The 22,409-nt window shown below is 65.1% G+C and carries 18 protein-coding genes; 8 read left to right on the top strand and 10 right to left on the bottom strand.

The window, feature by feature from the left end; translation table 11 throughout:
- Nucleotides 1–140 precede the first annotated feature (140 nt).
- Nucleotides 141–998, bottom strand: coding sequence for a 4'-phosphopantetheinyl transferase family protein (locus EP380_RS20695; RefSeq protein WP_106573134.1), 858 nt, complete (start codon nt 996–998; stop codon nt 141–143).
- A 169-nt stretch (nt 999–1,167) separates the two neighbouring features.
- Between EP380_RS20695 and EP380_RS20690 the strand changes: the two genes are divergently transcribed.
- Complete coding sequence (locus EP380_RS20690; protein WP_127600464.1) at nt 1,168–2,004, top strand: amidohydrolase family protein; 837 nt, start codon at nt 1,168–1,170, stop codon at nt 2,002–2,004.
- A gap of 50 nt (nt 2,005–2,054) precedes the next feature.
- Here EP380_RS20690 and EP380_RS20685 read toward each other — a convergent pair whose 3' ends face one another.
- The 6 genes from EP380_RS20685 to EP380_RS20660 form a co-directional block, all read right to left on the bottom strand.
- A complete protein-coding gene (locus EP380_RS20685; RefSeq protein WP_127600462.1) occupies nt 2,055–3,818 on the bottom strand; it encodes a beta-ketoacyl synthase N-terminal-like domain-containing protein in 1,764 nt (587 codons plus the stop codon).
- A gap of 13 nt (nt 3,819–3,831) precedes the next feature.
- Nucleotides 3,832–4,875: a MupA/Atu3671 family FMN-dependent luciferase-like monooxygenase gene (locus EP380_RS20680; RefSeq protein WP_106573137.1), complete on the bottom strand. Its 1,044-nt coding sequence runs from the start codon at nt 4,873–4,875 to the stop codon at nt 3,832–3,834.
- A gap of 108 nt (nt 4,876–4,983) precedes the next feature.
- On the bottom strand, nt 4,984–5,919 hold the full coding sequence (locus EP380_RS20675) for a sugar ABC transporter substrate-binding protein (RefSeq protein WP_106573138.1): 936 nt from the start codon (nt 5,917–5,919) through the stop codon (nt 4,984–4,986).
- On the bottom strand, nt 5,916–6,911 hold the full coding sequence (locus tag EP380_RS20670; RefSeq protein WP_127600460.1) for an ABC transporter permease: 996 nt from the start codon (nt 6,909–6,911) through the stop codon (nt 5,916–5,918). Before EP380_RS20670 ends, EP380_RS20675 begins: the two co-directional genes overlap by 4 nt.
- Nucleotides 6,911–7,909, bottom strand: a complete 999-nt coding sequence (locus tag EP380_RS20665) for an ABC transporter permease (protein ID WP_164749932.1) — start codon at nt 7,907–7,909, stop codon at nt 6,911–6,913. The genes EP380_RS20670 and EP380_RS20665 overlap by 1 nt, the downstream gene beginning before the upstream one ends.
- Nucleotides 7,906–9,405, bottom strand: coding sequence for a sugar ABC transporter ATP-binding protein (locus EP380_RS20660; protein WP_106573140.1), 1,500 nt, complete (start codon nt 9,403–9,405; stop codon nt 7,906–7,908). Before EP380_RS20660 ends, EP380_RS20665 begins: the two co-directional genes overlap by 4 nt.
- A 333-nt stretch (nt 9,406–9,738) precedes the next feature.
- Here EP380_RS20660 and EP380_RS20655 point away from each other — a divergent pair, with 333 nt between their 5' ends.
- From EP380_RS20655 to EP380_RS20640, 4 genes are all read left to right on the top strand, one after another.
- Nucleotides 9,739–10,443: a GntR family transcriptional regulator gene (locus EP380_RS20655; RefSeq protein WP_106573141.1), complete on the top strand. Its 705-nt coding sequence runs from the start codon at nt 9,739–9,741 to the stop codon at nt 10,441–10,443.
- A 7-nt stretch (nt 10,444–10,450) separates the two neighbouring features.
- Nucleotides 10,451–10,780 carry an L-rhamnose mutarotase gene (locus tag EP380_RS20650; protein WP_106573142.1) on the top strand — a complete coding sequence of 110 codons (330 nt, stop codon included), beginning with the start codon at nt 10,451–10,453 and terminating at the stop codon, nt 10,778–10,780.
- A 297-nt stretch (nt 10,781–11,077) separates the two neighbouring features.
- Nucleotides 11,078–12,589 (top strand): UxaA family hydrolase, encoded by a 1,512-nt coding sequence (locus EP380_RS20645; RefSeq protein WP_127600458.1) that lies wholly within the window; start codon nt 11,078–11,080, stop codon nt 12,587–12,589.
- 105 nt (nt 12,590–12,694) lie between these two features.
- Nucleotides 12,695–13,198 (top strand): flavin reductase, encoded by a 504-nt coding sequence (locus EP380_RS20640; protein WP_106573144.1) that lies wholly within the window; start codon nt 12,695–12,697, stop codon nt 13,196–13,198.
- Between the two features lie 46 nt (nt 13,199–13,244).
- Here the strand turns inward: EP380_RS20640 and EP380_RS20635 are convergent, their stop codons facing one another.
- Nucleotides 13,245–14,225: an aldo/keto reductase gene (locus EP380_RS20635; protein WP_164749938.1), complete on the bottom strand. Its 981-nt coding sequence runs from the start codon at nt 14,223–14,225 to the stop codon at nt 13,245–13,247.
- A 236-nt stretch (nt 14,226–14,461) separates the two neighbouring features.
- Here EP380_RS20635 and EP380_RS20630 point away from each other — a divergent pair, with 236 nt between their 5' ends.
- Together EP380_RS20630 and EP380_RS20625 are read left to right on the top strand one after the other, a co-directional pair.
- Complete coding sequence (locus tag EP380_RS20630; protein ID WP_127600454.1) at nt 14,462–15,208, top strand: SDR family NAD(P)-dependent oxidoreductase; 747 nt, start codon at nt 14,462–14,464, stop codon at nt 15,206–15,208.
- A 12-nt stretch (nt 15,209–15,220) separates the two neighbouring features.
- Nucleotides 15,221–16,060: a fumarylacetoacetate hydrolase family protein gene (locus EP380_RS20625; RefSeq protein WP_106573147.1), complete on the top strand. Its 840-nt coding sequence runs from the start codon at nt 15,221–15,223 to the stop codon at nt 16,058–16,060.
- Between the two features lie 172 nt (nt 16,061–16,232).
- On the opposite strand, the gene EP380_RS20620 is transcribed toward EP380_RS20625, so the two are convergent.
- Together EP380_RS20620 and EP380_RS20615 are read right to left on the bottom strand one after the other, a co-directional pair.
- Nucleotides 16,233–16,475: an acyl carrier protein gene (locus EP380_RS20620; RefSeq protein ID WP_158264435.1), complete on the bottom strand. Its 243-nt coding sequence runs from the start codon at nt 16,473–16,475 to the stop codon at nt 16,233–16,235.
- A gap of 2 nt (nt 16,476–16,477) precedes the next feature.
- On the bottom strand, nt 16,478–18,049 hold the full coding sequence (locus EP380_RS20615) for an NAD(P)-binding domain-containing protein (RefSeq protein WP_127600451.1): 1,572 nt from the start codon (nt 18,047–18,049) through the stop codon (nt 16,478–16,480).
- Nucleotides 18,050–18,304: 255 nt separating this feature from the next.
- Between EP380_RS20615 and EP380_RS20610 the strand changes: the two genes are divergently transcribed.
- Nucleotides 18,305–22,318, top strand: coding sequence for a non-ribosomal peptide synthetase (locus EP380_RS20610; RefSeq protein ID WP_164749931.1), 4,014 nt, complete (start codon nt 18,305–18,307; stop codon nt 22,316–22,318).
- Nucleotides 22,319–22,409 lie beyond the last annotated feature (91 nt).

Here is a 22,409-nt window from a genome sequence, read left to right as displayed (position 1 = left end):
TGCAGCGTTGCGACTTTCTTGCGCTGGAGAGGCATTCCTCCAAGCAAAGGCCCTCATTTCGCTGATACGCCTCAAGGTTGTTATCCTAATATAATAGAATGCGTCGAACAAGGTGGACGGCCCGGATCATTGTTTTGCCCTCAGCCGGCGCCGGACGCGGTTTGCCCGCGCTCCCACCCCGCGGGCAGGTTGATGGGGCGCGTCCGCCTGAGCACGAGATGCGGTTCGATGGATGTCGACACCGCGATGCCGAGGGCATAGCCCATCAATCGAAGGCTGCGAAACGCCCAGCGCGCGGGATCGTCCGCGATGGCGCATGTGAAATGCACCATCGGCCGCACGTCGTCGACGTCGAACCAGACGCCCTCCACCGGCAGCGACATCCCCAGCCCACGCGCCTTCAGATAGGCTTCCTTCAGGGTCCACAGCGTGAAGAAGAACGCGCCACGCCGATCCGCCGCCAAGGCATCGAAACGCACCTGTTCCGGCGGCGCGAGGACGCTTTTGGCCAGATCGTCGACAGGCCCCATGCGGGCGCGGTGTTCGACATCGACGCCCAGTTCGGCGACGCCGCCCACCGCGCAGACGACCATGCCGTGGGTGTGCGAGAGGCTGAAATGCAGATCGCTGACGCCGTGGCAATCGGCGATATAGGGGCGGCCATGGCGATTGGTCGCGAAGCGCCAGTCCTTCGGCGCGATGTCGCGATAGCGCGACAGGCTGGTCCGCACGAGGCCCCGCGCGGCGAGATATTGTTGGCGGGCCGATTCCGCTTTGAAAGACCCGTGACGCTGCCGCTCATCGTGGCTCAGGAGTTGCAGGCAGTCTGCCTGTTCCGCCGGCGAGAAATCGTCGAGCGGCACGTACCACAGGTCGATACGAGGCCGGCCCGCCGCCGCATCGTCGTCCTCATGCGAACCACCGGCGATGCCCAAATGATTGCTGCGCGACGCCGCACGACCGCGATCATCGAGCCTGCGAAGCGAGACGCTGCCCATTTTCGCGCCTCCTCCCGTGAGGTCGTTCGAGAACGAATTGAAAATCACCGGTTCAAAAGAATAAAATACTAGTATAATGATCAGGTCAAGCGAGCCGATCCCAGGCAAAAAATCGCCCCCCGGCTTCGCCCGGTCGGGTCATCGGGCGGCACCAGAACGAGGACATCAAATGATCGTTGATGCGCATCATCATCTTTGGAAGCCGGGGCGCAACGATTACGACTGGATGCGCGGCGCACCCGATATCCTGTTGCGCGACTACCTTCCCGACGATCTGGCACCCGTGTTGCAGCGGTTCGGCGTGGTGAAAACCATCGTCGTGCAGGCAGCCCAAACGCAGGCCGAAACCGACTTCCTGCTCGACCTTGCCGAAACCACGGATTTCATTGCCGGCGTGGTCGGCTGGCTCGATCTGGAAAGCGACGACTTCGAGGCGCAGCTGTCGATCTACCGGAACAGGCCGAAATTTGTCGGAATACGGCCGATGCTGCAGGATCTGCCCGACGACGACTGGATTGTGCGCCCGCAGGTGATACGCAGCCTCAAGGCGATCGCCGAAGCCGGGGTCGCATTCGACTTCCTCACCTATCCGCGCCATCTCGGCCATGTCGCCACGGTGCTCGAGCAAATACCGGGGCTGAAGGCGGTGATCGACCATCTGTCGAAGCCGCCGATCGGCTCCGGCGAACTGGATCCCTGGCGGGCGGCAATCGAGCGCGTGGCCCGTTTCGAGAACGTGCACTGCAAGCTCTCCGGCCTGGTTACCGAAGCGGAGCCGGGAAGTTGGCGCGTCCGCGACCTGCAGCCTTATGTTCACCACGCGCTCGCCTGTTTCGGGCCGGAAAGGCTGATGTTCGGCAGCGATTGGCCGGTGTGCCGGATTGCCGGTGAATATGCAGACGTGCTTGCGGCGACGATGCGCGCCCTGCCCGCGGAGCTGAGCGCGGATGCGAGGATATTCTCCCGCAATGCGGTGCGATTTTACGGGCTGACATCAATCGATTGAGGTCACGGCGGCACCGGTGCGTGGCTCGATAGTGCCATGAACGGGGCGGTTTATTCGGCGCGGACGTTGGGCAGGGGTAAGTAGCGGCGTCGCAGGGGCGTTGGATCGATCGCCGTGCGCCGTCCCGCCTTCAGGACCTCTCCCCAGTCAACCGTTTCCCCGGCAAGCCAGCGCCTCGCCGCCGCCCCGACCCGATCGTCCGGCGGACCGGCTCCGTCTTCTCCGGCGTGCTGCGGCTGCGTCGCGCCCCGCGCGAGATCGCAGAGCCGCAGCGCGAGTTCGCTCCTCGATGAAACCAGAAACGCTCTACGGCAGGCGCGATGAGACCTGCCGGCGGCGAGGGTGAAGGCCAGGTCGGCGAGTGATTCAGGTGCCTCGCGGTCAAGCCATTGCAGCAGCCGCTCGGCCTGCTCGCGCAGATCGTCCGCCTCGTCGCCGGAAAGCAGAATGGGAAGACGGTCCGGCGCCGGGTCGACAGCGGGCGGTGGCGGCGGTTCGCTCAAAACGATGTGGGCATTGCATCCGCCCAGCCCGTAAGCGTGAACGGCGGCCGTGAAAGCAGCCTGCCCGATACCCGCCGAAAGCTCTCGAACCGCGATATTCTCGGACAGGATACGGCAAGCGCCGGGGCGTAGCTCCGTGTCTTCCACGATGCTTCGATGGCCGCGGGTCCCCGGCACCATCCCGCGCCTGATCGCCATGACGATCTTGATGATTTGAGACATGCCGCCGGCTGCCTCGAGGAAGCCGATATTGCCCTTCACCGAGCCGATGCGGACACCCTCGGCAAAAACCGCCTGAAACGCCAGCAACTCGCTGAGATCGCCGCCGCCGCCATTTCCATGCGCCTCGACATAGGCCACCTGCCGCGGATCGAGCCCGTGGCGGCGATAGGTTTGGCGGACCAGATCGGCCTGGGCGGCGGCATCCGGCCGCGTGAGGCCGCCGGACGAGGCGCCCTGATGATTGACGCCATTGGCCAGGATGAGGGCATGAATGGTGTCGCGGTCGTCCAGCGCCGCCTCCAGTGGCTTGATCACCAGCGCGGCCACGCCCTCGCCCAGCACCTGCCCGCCGGAATCGCGGTCGAACGGGGCGCATTCCCCCGACGGGCTGAGCAGGCCGAGTTCCTGCAGCATCACGAGTCTGCTCGGTTCCAGGAGCAGGCTGACGGCCCCGACGACGGCCTGTTCGCACTCGCCGTTGCGGATCGCCTCGACCGCGCGGTGGACGGCGACGAGGGCGCTGGAGCAGGCGGTGTCGACGATCTCGCTCGGCCCGCGGAAATCGAAGACGTAGGAAATCCGGTTGGGCACGAGCGAGCGGGCGCTGCCGGCGGCGAGATAGATCCGCGAAATCTCGTCCCAGTCCCCGGCACGGGCGTAGAATTGAAAGTCCTGATTGTACATCGCCACGAACGTGCCGGTCGAGCGGCGCCGAAATTCCTCCGGCGCATATCCGGCGTTCTCGATCGCGAGCCAGGCTTCCTCCAGCATCACGCGTTGATGCGGATCGATTGTCTCGGCTTCGCGGGGAGACAGGCGGAACAGGCCGTTGTCGAAGTCCAGGACGTCGTCCAGCGCCCCCACCTTGGGCACGGCGATCCGGTCGTTGCCGCACCAGGGCCATCGCTCGCGCGGCGGTGGCGAAAAAAGGTCGGCCCCGCCGATCAGGGAACGGTGATACGCTTCCGCCCCCCGGCTGCCGGGGAAGCGGCACGACATGCCCACGATCGCCATCGGCGAACGCGCACGACCCGCGACACCGCGCGGCGCGATGTTGTCCCCAAGCGCTTGGTCGGCAGCCGCCTGCATGTCGGGCGCAAGCCTACGCGTCGACCGGCTCGAAGCTTCTCTTGAGCTCGGCCAGGTAGGGGAGATTCGCGCGGATGTCGGAGAGGGAGGGACCGTAGTCGAGCAGGCACGCGATCTCGTCCACCCCCGCCGCGGCAGCCGAGAGGGCGAATTTCCGCGTGTCGCCGACCGTCCCGAAAAGCGCGGCGGTGTTGAAGTAGCGTTCGAACGAATATTCGGCCATGTCGTCGATCTCCGCCGGAGAAAGTTGCCGGCCGACGTCGACGGCCTTGCCCTGGAGATGGCTCGACAGGCTGGTCTTGATGTATTGCAGGAAAGGACCCCGCACCGCGTCGTGCACGGTGTCGATGTTCTCGTGGACGAACGTGTGCAGCATCAGCGTCACCGTGCCTCCGGCGGGATCGAGGCCGGCTTCCTCGCGACCTTGGCGATAGAGCCGAACCTTGTCCGCGAGCTGCTCAAGCGAAATCCCGGCGAGCATGGTGAGAACGTTCATCCCCAATGCGCCCGCCTTGCGGAAGCTTTCCGGCTGCTTGGACGCCGTCAGCCACAGGTTCGGCTCGGGCTGAACGGGCCGGGGATAGGTAACGATTTCCGTCGACGCCTGGTCTCCGTTCGGATAGGCGACCGGTTCGCCGCGCCAAAGCCTGCGAATCTCGTCGATGCGCTCGAGCCAGATGCTGCGCAGGTCCGCGTAGGAGGATGGCGAGAGCACGAAGTCGTTGACGTTCCAGCCGCTTGCCAGCGCGAGGTCGACGCGCCCGTTCGAAAGCTGATCGACAACGGACCATGATTCGACGATCTCGGCTGGGTGATGCAACGGCACCACGACGCTGCCGGCGCGCAGGCGGATAGTCTCCGTCACCGCCGCCAGATAGGCCGCGACGACGGCCGGATTGGGATAGATGCCGCCGAGTGTATGGAAATGGCGCTCCGGTATCCACACCGCCTCGAAACCGTGCCGGTCGCCGTAGCGGGCGATCTCCGAGATGACGGCGTAGGCGCCGCCGGCCTCCTCGGGATAGGAATTCGAGAAGAACATGAGGCTGAACTTCATGGGCGCTCTCCGATTGCTTCGCCGCCCGCTGGCGCGGCAAGCGCCTTTACCATCGCGCGATGCCGCAGCAGCGGCCGGCCCGGACGGTCCGGGCCGGCCGCTTGAGCGTCAGAATGCCGGCTCGACCGACTCCACGTTCTCCTTGGTCACGACGGTCAGCGGGATCGGCAGTCGATCCTTGACCTCCTCGCCATCGAGGATGCGCGCCATCGTCTCGATCGCCAGCCGGCCGTCTTCGACCGGCGACTGGACGATCGTCGCGTGCATCTCGCCGGTGCGGATGGACTCGAAGGCATCCTTCTGGCCGTTGATGCCGACGATCGGCGGGGTCGGCTTGGACGGATTGGCTTCCTTCCAGGCATCGATGAAGCCGCGCGCCATGGTGTCGTCATTGGCGTAGACGCCGTCCAGCTCGTCGCCGAAACGCGTAATGAGGTCGCGGCTCACGACCAGCGCCTTCTGCTGGTCGAAATCGGCATTGACCGTGTCGAGCACCTTGATGCCCGAACCGATTTCCTTGAGCCGATCCTCGAAGCCGCCGACACGGCCGATCGTGGTGCCGTTGCCGGCCTGGCCGGCGATGATGACCACGGAGCCCTCGCCGCCGAGTGCCTCGTTGAGCGCGTCCGCTGCCATCTCGCCCTCCTCATAGACGTCCGGTCCGGTAAAGGATGTCACGAACGGCTTCGCCTCCTCGCCCATTGGCGAGTTGATGAGAATGGCCGGAATCTCGGCCTGCTGGGCGCGCGCCAGCCCGGGGATGTAGGCCTGCGGGTCGAGCGGCCAAAGAATGATCCCGTCGACGCCGCGCGCCACGCAGGTGTTGAGCTGCTCGGTGCCTTTCTGGACGTCGAAGTCCTGGCTGAGGCTCAGGATCTCGATCTTGAGCTCCTTAGCGCGCTCCTGAAGCGCCTCGTTGGCCGGGGTGGCATAGGCATGCGAGTCGGCCGCGTTCACGTAGCAAACCGTCTTTGCCTGTGCCAAGCCGGTCGACGCCAGCATGGCGGCGGCGGCCACGTACAATAAATTCCTCTTCCCAATCATGCGCTTCCTCCCTGTTTGATTGGATTGCCTTGAACGAGCGAAGGACGGCTGGCCGTAGCCTTCCGCCTGGTGCTGACGGTACGGTCGAGCACGACGAGCAGGATCAGAATGAACCCCGAGACGACCTGTTGGACGTAGGCGGGCACCGACTGAAACTCCATCGCCACCGTCAGCGCGCCGATGGTGAGCACGCCGCCCAGCGTGCCGAGCGCGGAGCCCTTGCCGCCCTCGATCCTGGTTCCCCCGACGACGACGGCCGCGATCACGGTCACGATCAGGGTGGAGCCGAACACGGGCGAGCCGGTGTTGGTCACCAGGCTTTGCAGTACCCCGGCGAGGCCTGCCAGCGTGCCGGCGAAGACGAAGCCGAAGAAAAGGATGCGCCCGGACGCGATGCCGCTTTCCTCGGCCGCCACCGCGTTCGACCCGACCGCGAAGACGTTGCGGCCCGGAATGGTGCGCGTCAGCCAGAAATGAAGCAGCAGGATGAAGGCCACGAACAGCGCGCTGCGAACCGTGAACACGTCCAGATAGATCTGCGCCAGGGCGAGCGAGAACATGATGTCGGTTCCCGTCACCGGCTGACTGTCGGTGATCCAGTGCGCGATGGAGCGGAAGATCAGCATCGTGGCCAGCGTGAGGACGAGCGAATGCACCTTCAGGCCGACCACCAGGGCGCCGTTGATCGCACCCGCCACCATGCCCACGACGACGCCCGCCGCAGCGGCCGGCAGGATGCCGAGTTGCGGCTGCAGCATAATCGACACGATGCCGGCCAGCGCGAACACCGAACCGGCCGACAAGTCGATCTGGCCGGCGATCAGCAGGACCGTGAGACCGATGGCGATCAGACCGATCGTGGCGGCGCGGTCGAGCCCGAGGCTGAGCGTCGTGGCGCTGACATAGCCCGGGACGAGCATCGCCGAGATGATCAGGGTGAGGCCGAGAATGATCGGGACCCTGTATTGCAGAGCCAGCGAGACGTACCGCATCACGCGCCTCCCCTCTTTCGGAGTGCCGCATCCATGCCGACGGCGCAGACGATCAGCGCGCCGAGCACGAAACCCTGCACGGGCGTGCGAACCCCCTCCAGCACCATCACATTGGTCAAGAGCTGCACGAAGACCAGGCCGGCGATGGCGCGGGGAACGGAGCCGAAGCCGCCGATGATCGAGACGCCGCCGACCACGACCGCGGTGATGGCGCTGAACTCGTAACCGGTGCCGACCAGCGGACGGGCGCTCTGTAATGTCAGCCCGAGCAGGCCGCCGCTGATGCCGGCCGCCAGACCGGTGATGACGAACGCGCCTGCCTTGACCGCGCGAACCGGCACCGCGCTTGCCTCGGCGGCGCTGTAGTTGCCGCCGGTCGCCAAGGTCCACCGGCCCCAGAAGGAGCGCGAGAGAATAATATGGCCGAGGATTGCGATCGCCGCGAAGATGATGGCGACGACGGGGATGCCGAAAAGCCTGCCCTTGACCAGTTCGGCGGAAGCCGGGTTGGTTCCGTAGACGATTACCCCGCCGACCGCGGCTTGGACGATGCCCAGCCCGATCGTTCCCACCCCCAGCGTGGCGATAATCGGATTGACGCCGAAATACCCCACCAAAACGCCGTTCAAAAGCCCGATCGCCCCGGCCAGCGCGACCGCGACCATGAACGAGGGAACCGGTCCGATCATCGGCTGAAGACCGAGGGAAAGGATCGCGCCGCAGGCGATGGTCGCCGGGACCGAGAGGTCCGCGAGCCCTCCCACGACGAGCACGAACGTCATGCCGACGACGACGATGCCGACGATCGACATCGAGGTCAGAACGTTGAGGAAATTCCCGGTGGAGAAAAAGGCCGCGTTCGCGATCGAACCGTACAGGATCACGGCGAGGATCGCGATCAGGAGCCCGGCCTTGGACAGCGCGTCCACGACCTTGCTGCCGCGCGTGAAACGATCGCCGGGCTTCATGCGTGCGATGTCCACAACCCCCTCGGTCATGCGACCTCCTCGCCCGTCGCCAATGCCATGATCCGCTCCTCGCTGAGCTCTTTGCGATCGATCGGGGCGGAGGCGTGACCGTCTCGCATCACCACCACCCGGTCGCACACGCCGAGAACCTCCGGCAGTTCCGACGAGATCATCAGGACAGCCATGCCCTCGGCGACCAACTGGCCGATAATGTTGTGGATTTCCGCCTTCGCGCCGACGTCGACGCCCCTCGTCGGCTCATCCAGAATGAGCACCGACGGCTTGGCGGCCAGCCATTTGGCGATCACCGCCTTCTGCTGGTTGCCGCCCGACAAGAGATTGATCCGGCGCTCGCCGTCCGGCGGCGAAATCGCGAACTGGGACACGTAGTGACCGGCAAGCGCGCGGTCGGCGCCATGGCTGACGCAACCGAGCTTGCTGAGCTGCCGCAGGATCGGCAGGCTGATGTTCTCGCGCACGCACATCGCCGGAACGATGCCGTCGCCCTTGCGGTCCTCCGGCACATAGGCGATGCCGGCCTTCACCGCATCGGACGGCGATCGAATACCCGGCTCGCGCCCGCCGAGCCGCAGGGTGCCGCCGGTCAACTGGGACAGGCCGAAGATGGCACGCGCGACTTCGGTGCGCCCTGCCCCGACCAGCCCGGTCAGGCCGAGGATCTCGCCGGCCCGCACGTCGAAGCTCACATCGCGGAAATGTTTGCCGTCGCTGATATTCTCGACGCTGAGGACCGGCGCGCCGATGGCCGCGGGACTCTTCGGGAAGACATTGCTCACTTCCCGCCCGACCATCAGGCTGATCATTTCGCCGGCGGTTATGCCCTCGATCGGCCGGGTCTCGATCATGCTGCCGTCGCGCAGCACGGTCACCTCGTCGGCGATCTGCAGAACCTCCTTGAGCCGGTGGCTGATATAGACGATGGCGATCCCGTCGTCGCGCATCTTGCGCAGGATCGAAAAAAGCGCGGCGGTCTCGTGCTCGCTCAGGCTGGACGTGGGCTCGTCGAGCACGATGATGCGGGGGTCGGCGGCATAGGCTTTGGCGATCTCGACCAGTTGCTGCTGGCTGATCGACAGATTGCCCAGCCGCTCGCGCGGATTTATCGCCGCGCCCAGTTCCTCCAGAACGGCCGTCGCCTTGGCGACCATCTCGCGCCGGCGCAGCAATGTCCATTTGCCGGGCATGCGGCCGAGATAGACGTTTTCCGCAACGCTGAGATCCGGGACCAGGTTGATTTCCTGGTGGACCATTCGCACGCCGAGCGCCTGCGCGTCGGCGGGACGGCGCATGCGCACCTCCGTGCCGCCGACCCTGATCGTACCGCTCGTGGGCGGATAGGACCCGTTCAGAACCTTCATCAGGGTGGATTTGCCCGCGCCGTTTTCTCCCACGACGGCATGGACACTGCCGAACTTTACGGAGAAGTTGACGTTGGACAGCGCCTTCACGCCTGGAAACGTCTTGGTGATCCCCTTCATGTCCAAGGCGCAATGAGCGTCTGTCATGTCCGGCTTGGTTCCTCCCTGGCAGAACCGGTCGCTGCCTCCACAACGACCGCGTGCATGTTATGTTAGTATAACAGTTCTTTCAAGCGGCTGCTTCTTCCTGAATGTCCGTCGGTCTGTTGAGAAGCGTCCCCACGGCCGAAAAAGGCCGACGCGCAGCGCATCGGTTCCCGGCGCCGCCTCTATTGCACTAATATAACAGTCGTGACAAGCTGAATTTCGCGTCGAGGCGTTTCGGGGCGCCGTCGACCTGGCACAGGCCGTCCTCCCGAAATGTTTGACATGCTAGTATAAGGGTGATCATTGCCCACGAACGGCAACTTGGATGGTTTCATGGACTTCGACCCGAAAACCCTGAACCGGGCGCTCCCGCTCCGGGATCAGATCTATCAGAAGATTCGCAACATGATCGCGGTCGGACGGCTGAAGCCGGGCGACCCGATCAACGAGGTCGCCATCGCCGAAGCGCTGGGCATCTCCCGAACCCCGGTGCGCGAGGCGGTCAAGCGCATCAGCGACGAAGGTCTCATCAATGTTCTGGCGCAGACCGGCACCTATGTCGCGCCCATAAGCCGGGCCGACCTCGAGGAAGCCTATGTGATCCGCCGCGCGCTGGAAATGGAAAGCGCCAGGCGGGCCGCGCCGAAATTCACCGCCGCGGCGGCCGAGGCGCTGGAGGACAACATCGCCGCCCACCGCCTCGCGATCTCGCGGGGAAAATATGCCAGCGCCATACAGCTCGACGACGTGTTTCACCGCACGATTGCCGAAACCAGCGGCTTCCCGATGATTTGGAAGGCCGTCGACATCTCGAAGGCGCAGATGGATCGTGGCCGCTACCTGGCGATCCCCAAGCCGGGTTATGGCGAACAGACGATCGAGCAACACGAAGCGATCCTCGACGCCCTGAAGCGCCAGGACGCCGAGGGTGCCGCGCTGGCGATGGAACATCATCTCGAGACGTCGCTTCACAACGCGATCGAAGTCGCCGGAGAGCTGGGCGCCAAGGTGGCGTCGACGGCAACCGAAGCAGAGTAGGCGCGGCATGAAGAGGATGGGGCTTTGCATTTCCCTGAAGGCCGAGGCCGTCGCGGAATACAAGCGGGTTCACGCCGAGGTCTGGCCCGAGGTCCTCGATGTCATCGGCCGGGCCAATATCAGGAACTATTCCATATTCCTGCGGCAGCCGGAGAACCTGCTCTTCGCCTATTGGGAGTATCACGGCTCCGATTTCGCGAAGGACGCGGCCAAGATGGGCGAATCGCCGGCAATGCGTAGGTGGTGGCAATTGTGCGACCCCATGCAGGAGCCCTTGCCGACGCGGGCCAAGGGCGAATGGTGGGCCGCTATGGAAGAGGTCTTTCACCTCGATTGAATCCGGGCGCCGTAATCGTCCGCGCGGCGCCGTTCAACGGGCCGGACAGACACGGCCGCATCCGCCGCAACCCCGACGGCATCGGGAGGCGGGCTTTCTGAGGGCGCAACGATCCCCGCTCTTCTTCTCGGTTCCCGGCGGCCGCCATAGAAGCGCCACAGGCCGGAGATGACCGGTGCCCGAGCTTCTCGCACCACCTGAGATCGCTTGACCGGCTGCGTACTATTATATTAATATTCTAATTTCAGTCACCCTTTCGTCCCGACGGTCGAAACGGCCCCAATCCGAGTTCATTTGATGACGCGATTTATTAAATTGTTTGAAGCCGACAACATCCTCCTTGCGGTGAGCCCGCTGGAAGCTGGCGAGAAAGCGGGGGACGTGGTCGTTGCGACACGCATACCGCGCGGTCACAAAATGGCCCTGCGCGATATCGCAGCCGACGAGGCCGTCGTGAAATACGGCCAGATAATCGGCTTTGCCCGACAGCTCATCGCATCGGGCGACTGGGTACACGAGCACAACGTCTATCTGCGCGACTTCGAGCGCGACCATGCGTTTGGCACCAATGCGCGCCCCACCCGCATGCTTCGGGAAGACGACAGGGCGACGTTTCAGGGTTTCAAGAGACAGAACGGCAAGGTCGGCACCCGAAACTATATCGCGACGCTGACATCGGTAAACTGCTCGGCCAGCGTTGCCCGTTTCATCGCCGACGAGGTCAACCGCTCCGGCATCCTCGCGGATTATCCAAACGTCGACGGCGTCATCTCGCTGGTTCACGGCACCGGCTGCGGCATCGACGTCAAGGGCCCGGCCTACGACGTCCTGAAGCGCACGCAGTGGGGTTTTGCCACCAATCCGAATGTCGGCGGCGTGCTGATGGTCGGTCTCGGCTGCGAGGCGTTCCAGATTCCGCGCTGGATGAAATCCTACGGCATCGAGGAGAATGCGACGTTTCGCGCCATGACCATCCAGGAATCCGGCGGCACCCGCAAAACCGTCGAAGCCGGCGTCAAGGCGATCGTCGAGATGCTGCCCATCGTCAACGCCGCCGAACGAACGACACAACCCGCCTCCGAACTTGTCCTGGCTCTCCAATGCGGCGGATCGGACGGCTATTCCGGCATCAGCGCCAATCCCGCCCTCGGCGCCGCGGTGGATCTTCTGGTCGCTCAAGGCGGCACCGCCGTCCTGTCCGAGACGCCGGAAATCTATGGCGCCGAGCATCTGCTTACCTCCCGAGCCGAAACCCGGGAGGTGGGCGAAAAGCTGATCGAACGGATCCGCTGGTGGGAGGCCTATACGGCCAAGCACGACATGGAGATGAACAACAACCCGTCCCCCGGCAACAAGCTTGGCGGTCTGACAACCATTTTGGAAAAATCGCTCGGCGCGCTGGCCAAGGGCGGCACGACCAATCTTCGCGCCGTTTTGGAATACGCCGAGCCGATCCGCGAACGCGGCCTCGTCTTCATGGATACGCCCGGCTACGACCCCGTCTCCGCGACGGGTCAGGTTGCCGGCGGCGCGAATGTGCTGTGTTTCACCACCGGGCGAGGCTCGGCTTTCGGCTGCAAGCCCACGCCTTCCCTCAAGCTCGCGTCCAACTCCGTCATTTTCGAGAAGATGCGCGAGGACATGGATATCAACTGCGGAGACGTCATGGACGGCGTCTCGCTCGCCCGCAAAGGCGAGGAGATCTTTGCCGAGATCCTTCGCGTCGCATCGGGCGGGGCGACCAAGTCGGAATCGCTCGGCTATGGCGACAACGAGTTCGTGCCCTGGAGCCTCGGTGCCACGATGTAGATCGCGCACGGCGCGCGCCAATGCCGCCGGTCGACCCGGTCCGGCTTTTTCCCGCCGGCGAGCGGACGATTTGATCGTACCGCGACAGGCGGTCCGGGTGGAAAATTGTTGAAGAAAGGCGAGATCGAGCCGCGCTCCTACCGGGATGCGATGGCCAACTTCGCCGGCGCGGTTCATGTCGTGACCACCGACGGGGTCGCGGGCCGGCGCGGCGTCACCGTCATCGCCGCCTGCTCGGTGTCCGACACCCCGCCGACGGTACTCGTCTGCCTCAACCGCGAGAACCGGTCCAACGACCGCTTCGCCGAGAATGGCGTTTTCGCACTCAATACCCTCGCGAGCGAGCATCGGCCGCTCGCCGCGGCCTTCTCCGGCATGACCGGCCTGTCGCAGACGGACAGGTTTGCCGCGGCCGAATGGGAGACGATCTCGAGCGGCGCGCCGGCCCTTGCCGGAGCGATCGCCGTTTTCGACTGCCGGATCGTGGCGGCTCGAAGCGTCGCCACGCATCGAATCCTCATCGGCAGGGTTACGGGCCTGCGTTTCGGTGAAGGCGAAGAACCGCTTCTGTATTTCAGAAGGGACTACAGGCTGCTGGAGCGCGACTGACGGCGCCGCACCGGCGACTGACGCCGGCTACGGACATCATCCGCGTTCAGGCAAGCGCCCTCTCGTCGATCAGCCCGTCGCTGTGGAGCGCGTCCCAAAGCGCGTCCGGCAGCGGCCTTTCGAACCACTCGACGTTCTGCACCACGTGGTCGGGATGTTTTGCCCCGATCAGGACGGAGGTCACGGCCTTGTGCCTGAACGGGAACTGTATCGCGGCCGCGGCAAGCGGCACGCCGAACGCCTCGCACGCCGCCGCCAGCCTGTCCGTCTTCCTGGCGATATCCTCGGGCGCGTCCTGATAGTTGAACTTGCGGTTGCCCGACTGCCCGGCGGCCAGGATGCCGGAATTGAACACGCCGCCGATCACGATCGACATACCGCAGTCGAGAGCCTTGTCCAGCAGCGAATTGGCGTTTTGTTCCAGAAGTGTATGGCGCCCGGCGAGCAGCGTGCAATCGAGCTGGGCCTCGTTCATGGCATCGAGCACCACTTCGGCCTCGTTCACACCGAGGCCGAAGCCCTTGATGATGCCGGCCTCGCGCAGCGCGCCCAGGGCGCGAAAGCCCCCGCCCGACGTCAGCGCCGTCCAGTGCGCGTCCGCACGCTCCGCGTGGGTCAGCCTGCCTATATCATGGACGAAGAGGAGGTCGATCCGCTCGCGTCCCATACGCTGCTGGCTGTCGTCGAAGCTGCGCATGATCGCATCGTAGGAATAGTCGAACACCTCGTGGAAAGGCAGTCCGTTTCGCCATCCCGCGTCGAGCGGATTCTTCTCGGCAGCCTGCGGCAGCTCCCGTCCCGGGCGTTCGCGGGCCATGAGACGGCCGACCTTGGTGCTGACCACCGGCTGCGATGCCGAAACTCGCTCCCGCAAAAAATGGCCCAGCATGTGTTCGGCACGGCCGAGCCCATACATGGGGGCGGCGTCGAAATACCGGATTCCGCAGTCCCAGGTCGCCTTGAGCGTGGCCAGACAGGTCCGGTCGTCGACCGGCGCGTAGAGGCCGCCCAGCGACGCACACCCCATGCCAAGCGCGGTTACGTCCAAGCCCGTACGTCCGACGGTGCGTGTCTCGCTCGCTTTCACCCTGCCCCTCCTTGCAATCGCCTTATTTTGCCGCTGCGGCACTTGTGGGTTCTGTTACACTAATATAATAGATCAAATCAAGCCATCGCAGGCTACGCGAGAGGCCCGCCGACCGCCAAGCCTCCCATGCGCATCGTCCAATCTTCAGGCAGAACCGAGCGGAGTGAACCATCGACATGAACAGGATCGATCTCAACGGCCAGCATGCCGTCGTCACCGGCGGCGCTCAAGGGCTGGGCTTGGCGATGGCCAGGCGCTTCGTCGCATCCGGCGCCACGGTCACCTTGTGGGACATCGACGAGGCGCAGCTCGAGGCAGCGCGGCGAGAGCTCGGCGACGCGGCGTCGACGCAGATCGTGGACGTGGCCGACTGGGACGCGGTCAAGGCGGCATGCGACCGGACGGAAGACGCCGCGGGCGGGATTTCCGTCCTGGTCAATTCGGCCGGCATCGCGGGCGCGGCGGCCCCGCTCGACGTATACGACATCGCGATGTGGAAGAAAGTTATCGACATCAACGTCAACGGCACTTTCTACGTCAACCGCGCCGTGGTTCCGGGCATGAAGGCGCGCAATTACGGGCGCATCGTCAACATCGCGTCGGTCGCCGGCAAGGAAGGCAATCCCAACGCCGCCGCCTATTCGGCCTCGAAAGCGGCGGTGATCGGAATGACGAAGTCGCTCGGCAAGGAACTCGCCGAATACGACATCGCGGTCAACTGCATCTCGCCTGCGACGGCGCAGACGCGGATCCTTGAACAGCTCACCCCCGAACACATCGACTATATGCGTTCGCGCATCCCGCGGGGTCGCCTTCTCGAAGTCGACGAAGCCGCCGCGATGGTCGCCTGGCTCGTCTCCAAGGAGAACAGCTTCACCACCGCCGCGACGTTCGACCTGTCCGGTGGACGCACGACGTACTGAAAGGCCAAAAGAATGAAGTTTCTTCGCTACGGACCCGCCGGCTCCGAAAGGCCCGGCCTGTTGGACGACGACGGCCACATTCGTGATCTTGGCGGCGTGGTCGACGACATCGGCGGCCGGTGGCTCGCCGACCTCGCCTGGACGCGGGACGTCGCCATTGCCCGCCTGCCGGTGGTCGAGAAACCGCAAAGGCTCGGTCCGTGCGTGGCCGGCACCGGCAAGTTCATCTGCATCGGGCTCAACTTCGCCGACCATGCGGCGGAGGCGGGGCTGGAGGTTCCTCCCGAACCGGTGATCTTCATGAAAGCCACGTCGGCGATGTCTGGGCCGGACGACGATATCGTCATTCCAAGGGGATCCGGCGCGACCGATTGGGAGGTCGAACTCGGCGTCGTCATCGGCAAGCCCGCAAAACATGTGTCGCAGGACGAGGCGCTCGACCATGTCGCCGGCTATTGCGTCGTCAACGACGTTTCGGAACGCGATTTTCAGAACAAGAGGTCCGGCCAGTGGACCAAAGGCAAATCGTGCGACAGCTTCGGTCCGACAGGACCCTGGCTTGTTACGCGTGACGAGGTCCCCGACCCGCAGCAGCTCAAGATGTGGCTGACGGTCAACGGAGTGACCATGCAGGACGGATCGTCGGCGACCATGGTCTATGGCGTGGCTCATCTCGTGAGCTACCTGTCACAGTTCATGACCCTGCACCCGGGAGACGTCGTGTCCACCGGCACCCCGCCCGGTGTCGGGCAGGGTTTGAAACCGCCGCGCTATCTGAAACCCGGCGACGTGGTGGAACTCGGGATCGAGGGCCTGGGCGCGCAGCGGCAGAGCGTACGCGCGCATGCCTGACGCGCCACGTCGGCGGCCCTGCGGGCCCGTCGATGCTGGCGCGCCGGCGGCCGATGCCTTGCGACCGGCTGCAGAGCCTTTCCAGGCGAAGCGGAAGCCGGTCCGCCGTTTAGACATGCGCTAAGCCGACAAGGTGGAGCCGATCTGCACGTCCGTGACAAGCAGATCGGCTTTACGCGGCGCGGAGGAGTTCGGCCAACTCGCCGAACGATCTGGTAAAGATGTCTTCGAGCTGGGGCCGCACGCCAAACTCCGCCTCGATCTTGTTGGCAAGGATCGGCGCGACCAGAGAATCCCCGCCCACCTCCAGGAAATAGTTCTGCGGCCCGATGTCCTCGCATTTGAGGATCGCGCGGGCCTGTTCCAGGACGCGCTCCTGCAAAACCGCCTGATCTGCGCGCGTGGTCTCGTTCATCGTCATCGCTCCATTGCGTCGTGCCGAAACTCGTCCGCCTCCGACCTACGATCTTGGACGGCGTTTTTTGCCGGTTTCGCCGCCCGCAAATCGCGTCCGGTCCAAATGCGATCGCGGTATTCCTGTCCGGTGAGTATGGGCTGACACGGACCGAGAGCCCGCGCGACGTGCTGCGCGGCATCGGCCGTGAACAGGTCCGCGCCGATCGCCGAAACAAGCTGTGGTATGCCGTGGCGAAATCCGCTGACCTCTGCGGGATTGCGGCCGTTGCTGAGAAGGGCGCCGGCGCCGAAGAAATGAATGTCCTTGAGATAGGGCGCGCTGCCGGGCCGCTTCTCGGTGAAAGCGAAGCCCGGCGACAGATAGGGGTGGCGCGCGAGATCGTCATGCGCCTCTGCCGGCGGTGGCTGGTAGCGGTCGCGCCATAGCGCGATCTGGTCGACGATGCTTGCCAATTCGGGACGCGCGGAAAGATCGACCCTGTATCCCGTTCCGGCGATGACGAAGTCGAATTCGAAAATCGTGTCGTGCCCGCCAAGTCGAAGCGTGACCGCGACGCCATCCGTATCGAGAATCGGATCGCACGCGCCGAGATGGAGGTGAAACGTGTCGAAGCGCGCGGCGCGACGCACCGTATCGGGCACCGGTCCCTGGGCGCGCCGGCACAGCGCGCTCATGATCGTCCACCGCTCGGCATCGGGCAGGAGCCGGAAATGCTCCACCGAACCGGGATAATATAGCATCCGCATCACAGACAGGCGTTCGAGGTCGTCATGGCGACAGAACAGGTCCACCGAAGCCGCGCCCTTTTCGAGCGCGGCCGCCGCGGCGTCGAACGCCGACGAGGCCGCGCCGAATACGGCGACGCGTTGCCCTCGTAACGCACCGAAATCGATCGGCTCCTCCGCGTGCGCATAAAGATCGGCCGGCAGCGATTGCGCGATGAAGCCAGGCATATTGACGCTTCCGCTGCCGGCGAAGCCGGTCGCCAGGACGAGCTTGCGGCAGACTTCCGCCTTGGGGCGGCCGCCGATCGACAGACGAAGCCGCAATCCCTGCTCCGCCGGCTCGACACCTTCCAGCCGCGTCCCGAACCGCACCGATACTCCAACCATCTTGCGGTACCAGCGCAGGTAGTCGGCCCAGTCGATCCGTGAGATGGATTGCATCCCTGCATAGGCCGCCTCGCCGCGACGCGCTTCGTACCAGGCCCGGAATCCCAATTCCGGTATGCCCAGTTCCGGCCCGGGCAGATGCTTGGGCGATCGCAGCGCGTTCATGCGCGCCGTATTGAGCCAGATGCCTTCCCCGCCCTCGTCGGCCGCGTCGATGACGGCGGTTCGCGTTATCCCGGCGCGTCGCAACGCGAAAGCGACCGCCACGCCGGACTGGCCGCCCCCGACGACGACGACATCGTGGTCGGTGCCGGACCGCTCGGGAACCCAGTTGTCGGGATAGCCTCCATGAAGCTGGATCGCACGGTGAACGGTCTTTTCGAACGCTTCGGCGACATAAGACCCGCCATCCGCGCACGGACCGGTCTGAAGCTCGCCGGCGTCCAGGCCTTTCCGCATCGAGAAACCTCTCCCTTGGCGATCAACCGCCCGGCCTACGCCCGCCGGTCCTTGCAACCTTTGCGACGCCGCACCGGTCGATCTTTCTAAGGGCGAGCTGCCGTGGGCTTCCGGCGTGCCAACCACCCTTCCTCCCTCGACAGCGTTACACTAATATAATAGAACCATCAAGGTCTGACGCCAACCCTCGCGGCGTCGGCGATGCGGAACCGGGAGGAGCATGGAATGGTTGAAGCAGCGGCGTCGGCGAAGTGCGTGAAGAGTGAGCGAGCGCCGTTTCTTCTGGAAGGCATTCAACAGGCATATTGGGTCGGACAGGGCGCTGAACTCGACCTCAGCACCCCCGCCACCTACTATGTCGAAGTGGACGTTCCGGTAGGGTTCAAAACCGAACTGACGCCCGCCCTTCAGCGGATCCTTCGACGACACGACATGCTGCGGGCCGTGATTCTGCCGTCGGGCGAGCAACGGATTCTCGACGATGTCGGGCCCTACCAGATCGAAACCCTCGACCTGAGAGACCTTCCCGCAGCGCGGCGGCGGGAGCGGCTCGAGGCGCTTCGGACCGACATCAACGCCGGGCAGATGCCGCCGGACATATGGCCGCAATTCGACATCCGCGCGACGCGGGACGAGGCCGGCTTGCGCCTGCACATGCGCTTCGCGCTGTGGATGATGGACGGCTGGAGCTTCCATCTTCTTCTGCGGGAATGGCTTGCCCTGTGCGCCGACCCCGCCGGCGCCCTTGCGCCGGTCGAGATGTCCTTCGCCGACTATGTTGAGGCGCAGAACCGTGTCCGGCGGGGACCGGGCTGGCAGGCCGCGTGGGATTACTGGCGACCGCGCCTGGACGACTTCCCGGGTCCGCCGTCCCTGCCTCTGACGAGAGGACTATCCCGCGACCGGCATCCCCGGTTTCGGCATCTCACTCGGACCATGTCGGGCCCGCACTGGACGAAAATCGTCGAGATCTGCGCACGGCTGCGGATTCCGCCCAGCCTGCTTGCCTGCGCCGTCTATACCGAAGTGCTCTCCCGCTACGCCGGCAGCGATCATTTCGCGATCACCGTTCTGTCTTCCGGACGTTTCCGGCACCTGCCGCAAGCCGCCAACACATTCGGCAATTTCGGGACCACCATCCTGCTTGAGGTCGACGCCTCGCGAAACCGCTCGTTTGTCGAGCGCGTGCGCGCCCTGCAGCGCCAGTTCTGGCGCGATGCCGAGCGGATCGAAGTCAGCGGTATCGACATCTCCCGCGCGATGCAGCAGCGCGCCGGAACCGGGCCGGGCATGAGCGTGCCGGTCACCTTCACCGCGGTCACGCCCCCCGCCGACCCGGAGACCGCCGGTCATCCCGGGGTGCGCATCGATCACGACACGGCGCGCCTCCAGGTTCCGCAGGTCTATCTCGACCATCAGATGCACTTCGGCGACGACGGATCGGTGATCTTCAACTGGGATTATGTCGAACAGATTTTCCCCGCCGGCTTCGTGGAGGAACTGTGCCGGGCGCATCTCGACCTGTTCTTGAAACTGGCAGACGATGAGGCGCAGTGGAACGAACGGGATCCCAAACCATATCAGCCGGCGGCGCCGGCGGCGGCCATCGTCCCTTCCGCCGCGCCCGAGCGGCTGGAAGCGGCGTTCGAGCGTCAGGCGGCCGAGCATCCCGAAAACGTCGCGGTAATCGCCGCCGATCGGCGCCTCACCTATGCGCAATTGCGGCGCCTGGCAGTCGCGACGGCCGGCGAGCTGCGTCGGCGCGGCGTTGCGCGCGGCGATCGGGTCGCGATCTCGCTGCCCAAGGGCTGGGAACAGATCGTCGCCGTTCTCGGCGTCCTCTATGCGGGCGCCGCCTATGTTCCGGTCGATCCGGACCTGCCGGCCGAACGCCGCAACGTGCTGTTCGCGCAAAGCAAGACGAAATTCGTCCTGACGCGAACCGCCCTTGAGCGCGCGCTTGCCTGGCCGCAGGACGTTCAGCGCGTCTGCGTCGATCTGGTGCGCGACGACAGCCAGGACGCGCCGTGGCGCACGGAGACAAAGGCGACCGACCTCGCCTACGTGATCTTCACGTCGGGCTCCACCGGTGTTCCCAAGGGCGTCATGATCGATCACCGCGGCGCGTGGAACACGATCGTCGATCTCAATGGCCGCTTTGCGCTGAAGCCCGCCGACAGGATACTCGCCCTTTCGTCGCTCAGCTTCGATCTTTCGGTTTACGATATTTTCGGAACGCTCGCCGCCGGCGCGACGATCGTCATGCCGGATGCCGAACGGGCCAAGGATGCCTCGCATTGGCGCGACCTTGTGCGGCGCCACGACGTCACGGTCTGGAACTCGGTCCCGGCGCTGATGCAGCTCGCGGTCGAGGGTGCGGGCGGCCCGGTCATGCCGTCCTTGCGTCTGGTCATGCTGAGCGGGGACTGGATCCCGCTGACCCTGCCCGAGCAGATCCGCCCGGCGGCACCGGGGGCGGAGATCTGGAGCCTGGGCGGCGCCACCGAGGCGTCGATCTGGTCGGTTCTCTATCCGATCGGCGACGTCGATCCCGAATGGCGTTCCGTTCCCTACGGCCACGCGATGGACCATCAGTCCATCCACGTTCTGGACGCCGATCTCGCCATGTGCCCGCCATGGGTGCCCGGCGATCTTTATATCGGCGGGATCGGGGTCGCGCTCGGCTATCTGGGCGACGAGGCCAAGACGGCGGCCAGCTTCATTCGCCACCCGACCACCGGCGAGCGCCTCTATCGCACCGGCGACATGGGGCGCTATCTCGCCGACGGCGAGATCGAATTCCTGGGACGCAAGGATTTTCAGGTCAAGATTCAGGGTTATCGCGTGGAATGCGCCGAGGTCGAGGCCGCTCTTCTCGCCATCCCCGAGGTCGCCGCAGCGGTGGTGGTGGCCGTCACCGACAGCGCCGGGACGCGACACCTCGCCGGTTACGTCGTGCCCAAAACGGCCGGCACGCAGGTGGAACCGGCCGGGTTGCGGGAGCGGCTTCGCGCGGTCCTGCCGGCCTATATGGTGCCCACCTATATCGTGTCTCTCGACAGCTTGCCGCTCAGCGACAACGGCAAGGTCGTTCGTTCGGCCCTGCCGGCACCCGATTTCGGCGTCCGCGAGACCGCCAAGCGTTCGTCGGCGCCGCCACGGGACGCGCTGGAGCAGGCGGTTGCCGAACTCTGGCGCGAGACGTTCGGCACGTCCGGGATCGGACGGGAAGACGATTTCTTCGCGCTCGGCGGTTCGTCCTTCGCCGGCATGCGTCTGATGGCCAAGCTCGAACAGCGTTTCAAGCGGCGGTTTTCCTTCGCCACGCTCGTCAGCCACCCCACGGTGGCGGGCATCGCCGATCTGCTGCGCGGCGACGGCGATGAGCGCGCCGATGCGATCCTGACACCGATCCGGCAGGGCGGTGAAGGTCCCGCGCTGTTCTGCGTTCACCCGATCGGCGGCAACGTCATGTGTTACGTCGGGCTCGCCCAGGCCCTGGGCTCCACTCGCCCCGTCTACGGATTGCGCGCGCCGGGGCTGACCTCCGCGACGCAGGCGCCTCTGGACTCGATTGCAGACATGGCTGTCCGCTACATAAGGGAGATCCGGGCCGTCCAGCCGGACGGTCCCTACCATCTGATCGGCTGGTCGTTGGGAGGCTTGGTCGTGCAGGAGATGGCGCGCCGCCTCGAGGCCGAAGGCGAAACCCAGGGCCTGGCCGCGATGATCGACAGCGCCGTGCCCGACGCGCCCGCCGCGGCGGGTCCGGCCGAACGCTTCGCCGGTTTCGTGAACGACCTGGCTGCCGTCGCCCGCCTGCCGCTTCGCGGCGAGAAACAGGAATTGGAGCCGTTATCCGCCGACGAGCGTATCGTGTGGTTGACGGAACGCTTGGAACAAAACGGCGTGCCGACCGACGCGGCCGCGATGAAGGCGGTCTATGCGGTTTTCAACGCCGGCTCCAGGGCCCTCGACAACCACACGCCCCGCGCCCTCGGCGGAAGGCTCCTGCTATTTGCGGCGGCCCGGCGGCCCGACGCCCGGAACATGCGGGACGAGTGGAAAGCGTTCGCTCCAGGGATCGAAATCGTCGAAATGGATGCCGACCACTATTCCATCATGCAGTCGCCGAGGATCGAGGACATCGCGTCGACCGTCACCCGGGCGATGACGGAGACGGACGCGAAACGGGCGCAATCCAGGGCCGGGACCAGGTCGACGCCGGGCGGGCCCGTCGCGCAGATCCGCGCCTCGCAGGAGGCCTGACCTCTTCCCACGAAAAGCCGCTCGCCCTCCCTGGCCGTCATGGCGTCGCCTGACCTGAGCCCCTGAATCTCCTCCAGATTTTGGTAGAGTC

Origin of the sequence: Nitratireductor alexandrii (assembly GCF_004000215.1) — a bacterium.
Lineage (GTDB): Bacteria > Pseudomonadota > Alphaproteobacteria > Rhizobiales > Rhizobiaceae > Mangrovimarina > Mangrovimarina alexandrii.
Note: the sequence above shows the minus strand (reverse complement) of the source record. Positions and strands in the feature narration are given on the sequence as shown.

Excerpts from the sequence above, each read along its gene's own strand:
- EP380_RS20670 (WP_127600460.1), bottom strand. The coding sequence starts at position 6,911 with ATGCGGTACGTCTCGCTGGCTCTGCAATACAGGGTCCCGATCATTCTC.
- EP380_RS20630 (WP_127600454.1), top strand. The coding sequence starts at position 14,462 with ATGAACAGGATCGATCTCAACGGCCAGCATGCCGTCGTCACCGGCGGC.
- EP380_RS20695 (WP_106573134.1), bottom strand. The coding sequence starts at position 998 with ATGGGCAGCGTCTCGCTTCGCAGGCTCGATGATCGCGGTCGTGCGGCG.
- EP380_RS20680 (WP_106573137.1), bottom strand. The coding sequence starts at position 4,875 with ATGAAGTTCAGCCTCATGTTCTTCTCGAATTCCTATCCCGAGGAGGCC.
- EP380_RS20645 (WP_127600458.1), top strand. The coding sequence starts at position 11,078 with ATGACGCGATTTATTAAATTGTTTGAAGCCGACAACATCCTCCTTGCG.
- EP380_RS20660 (WP_106573140.1), bottom strand. The coding sequence starts at position 9,405 with ATGACAGACGCTCATTGCGCCTTGGACATGAAGGGGATCACCAAGACG.
- EP380_RS20635 (WP_164749938.1), bottom strand. The coding sequence starts at position 14,225 with ATGGGGTGTGCGTCGCTGGGCGGCCTCTACGCGCCGGTCGACGACCGG.
- EP380_RS20615 (WP_127600451.1), bottom strand. The coding sequence starts at position 18,049 with ATGCGGAAAGGCCTGGACGCCGGCGAGCTTCAGACCGGTCCGTGCGCG.
- EP380_RS20675 (WP_106573138.1), bottom strand. The coding sequence starts at position 5,919 with ATGATTGGGAAGAGGAATTTATTGTACGTGGCCGCCGCCGCCATGCTG.
- EP380_RS20655 (WP_106573141.1), top strand. The coding sequence starts at position 9,739 with ATGGACTTCGACCCGAAAACCCTGAACCGGGCGCTCCCGCTCCGGGAT.
- EP380_RS20625 (WP_106573147.1), top strand. The coding sequence starts at position 15,221 with ATGAAGTTTCTTCGCTACGGACCCGCCGGCTCCGAAAGGCCCGGCCTG.
- EP380_RS20620 (WP_158264435.1), bottom strand. The coding sequence starts at position 16,475 with ATGAACGAGACCACGCGCGCAGATCAGGCGGTTTTGCAGGAGCGCGTC.
- EP380_RS20685 (WP_127600462.1), bottom strand. The coding sequence starts at position 3,818 with ATGCAGGCGGCTGCCGACCAAGCGCTTGGGGACAACATCGCGCCGCGC.
- EP380_RS20690 (WP_127600464.1), top strand. The coding sequence starts at position 1,168 with ATGATCGTTGATGCGCATCATCATCTTTGGAAGCCGGGGCGCAACGAT.
- EP380_RS20650 (WP_106573142.1), top strand. The coding sequence starts at position 10,451 with ATGAAGAGGATGGGGCTTTGCATTTCCCTGAAGGCCGAGGCCGTCGCG.
- EP380_RS20665 (WP_164749932.1), bottom strand. The coding sequence starts at position 7,909 with ATGACCGAGGGGGTTGTGGACATCGCACGCATGAAGCCCGGCGATCGT.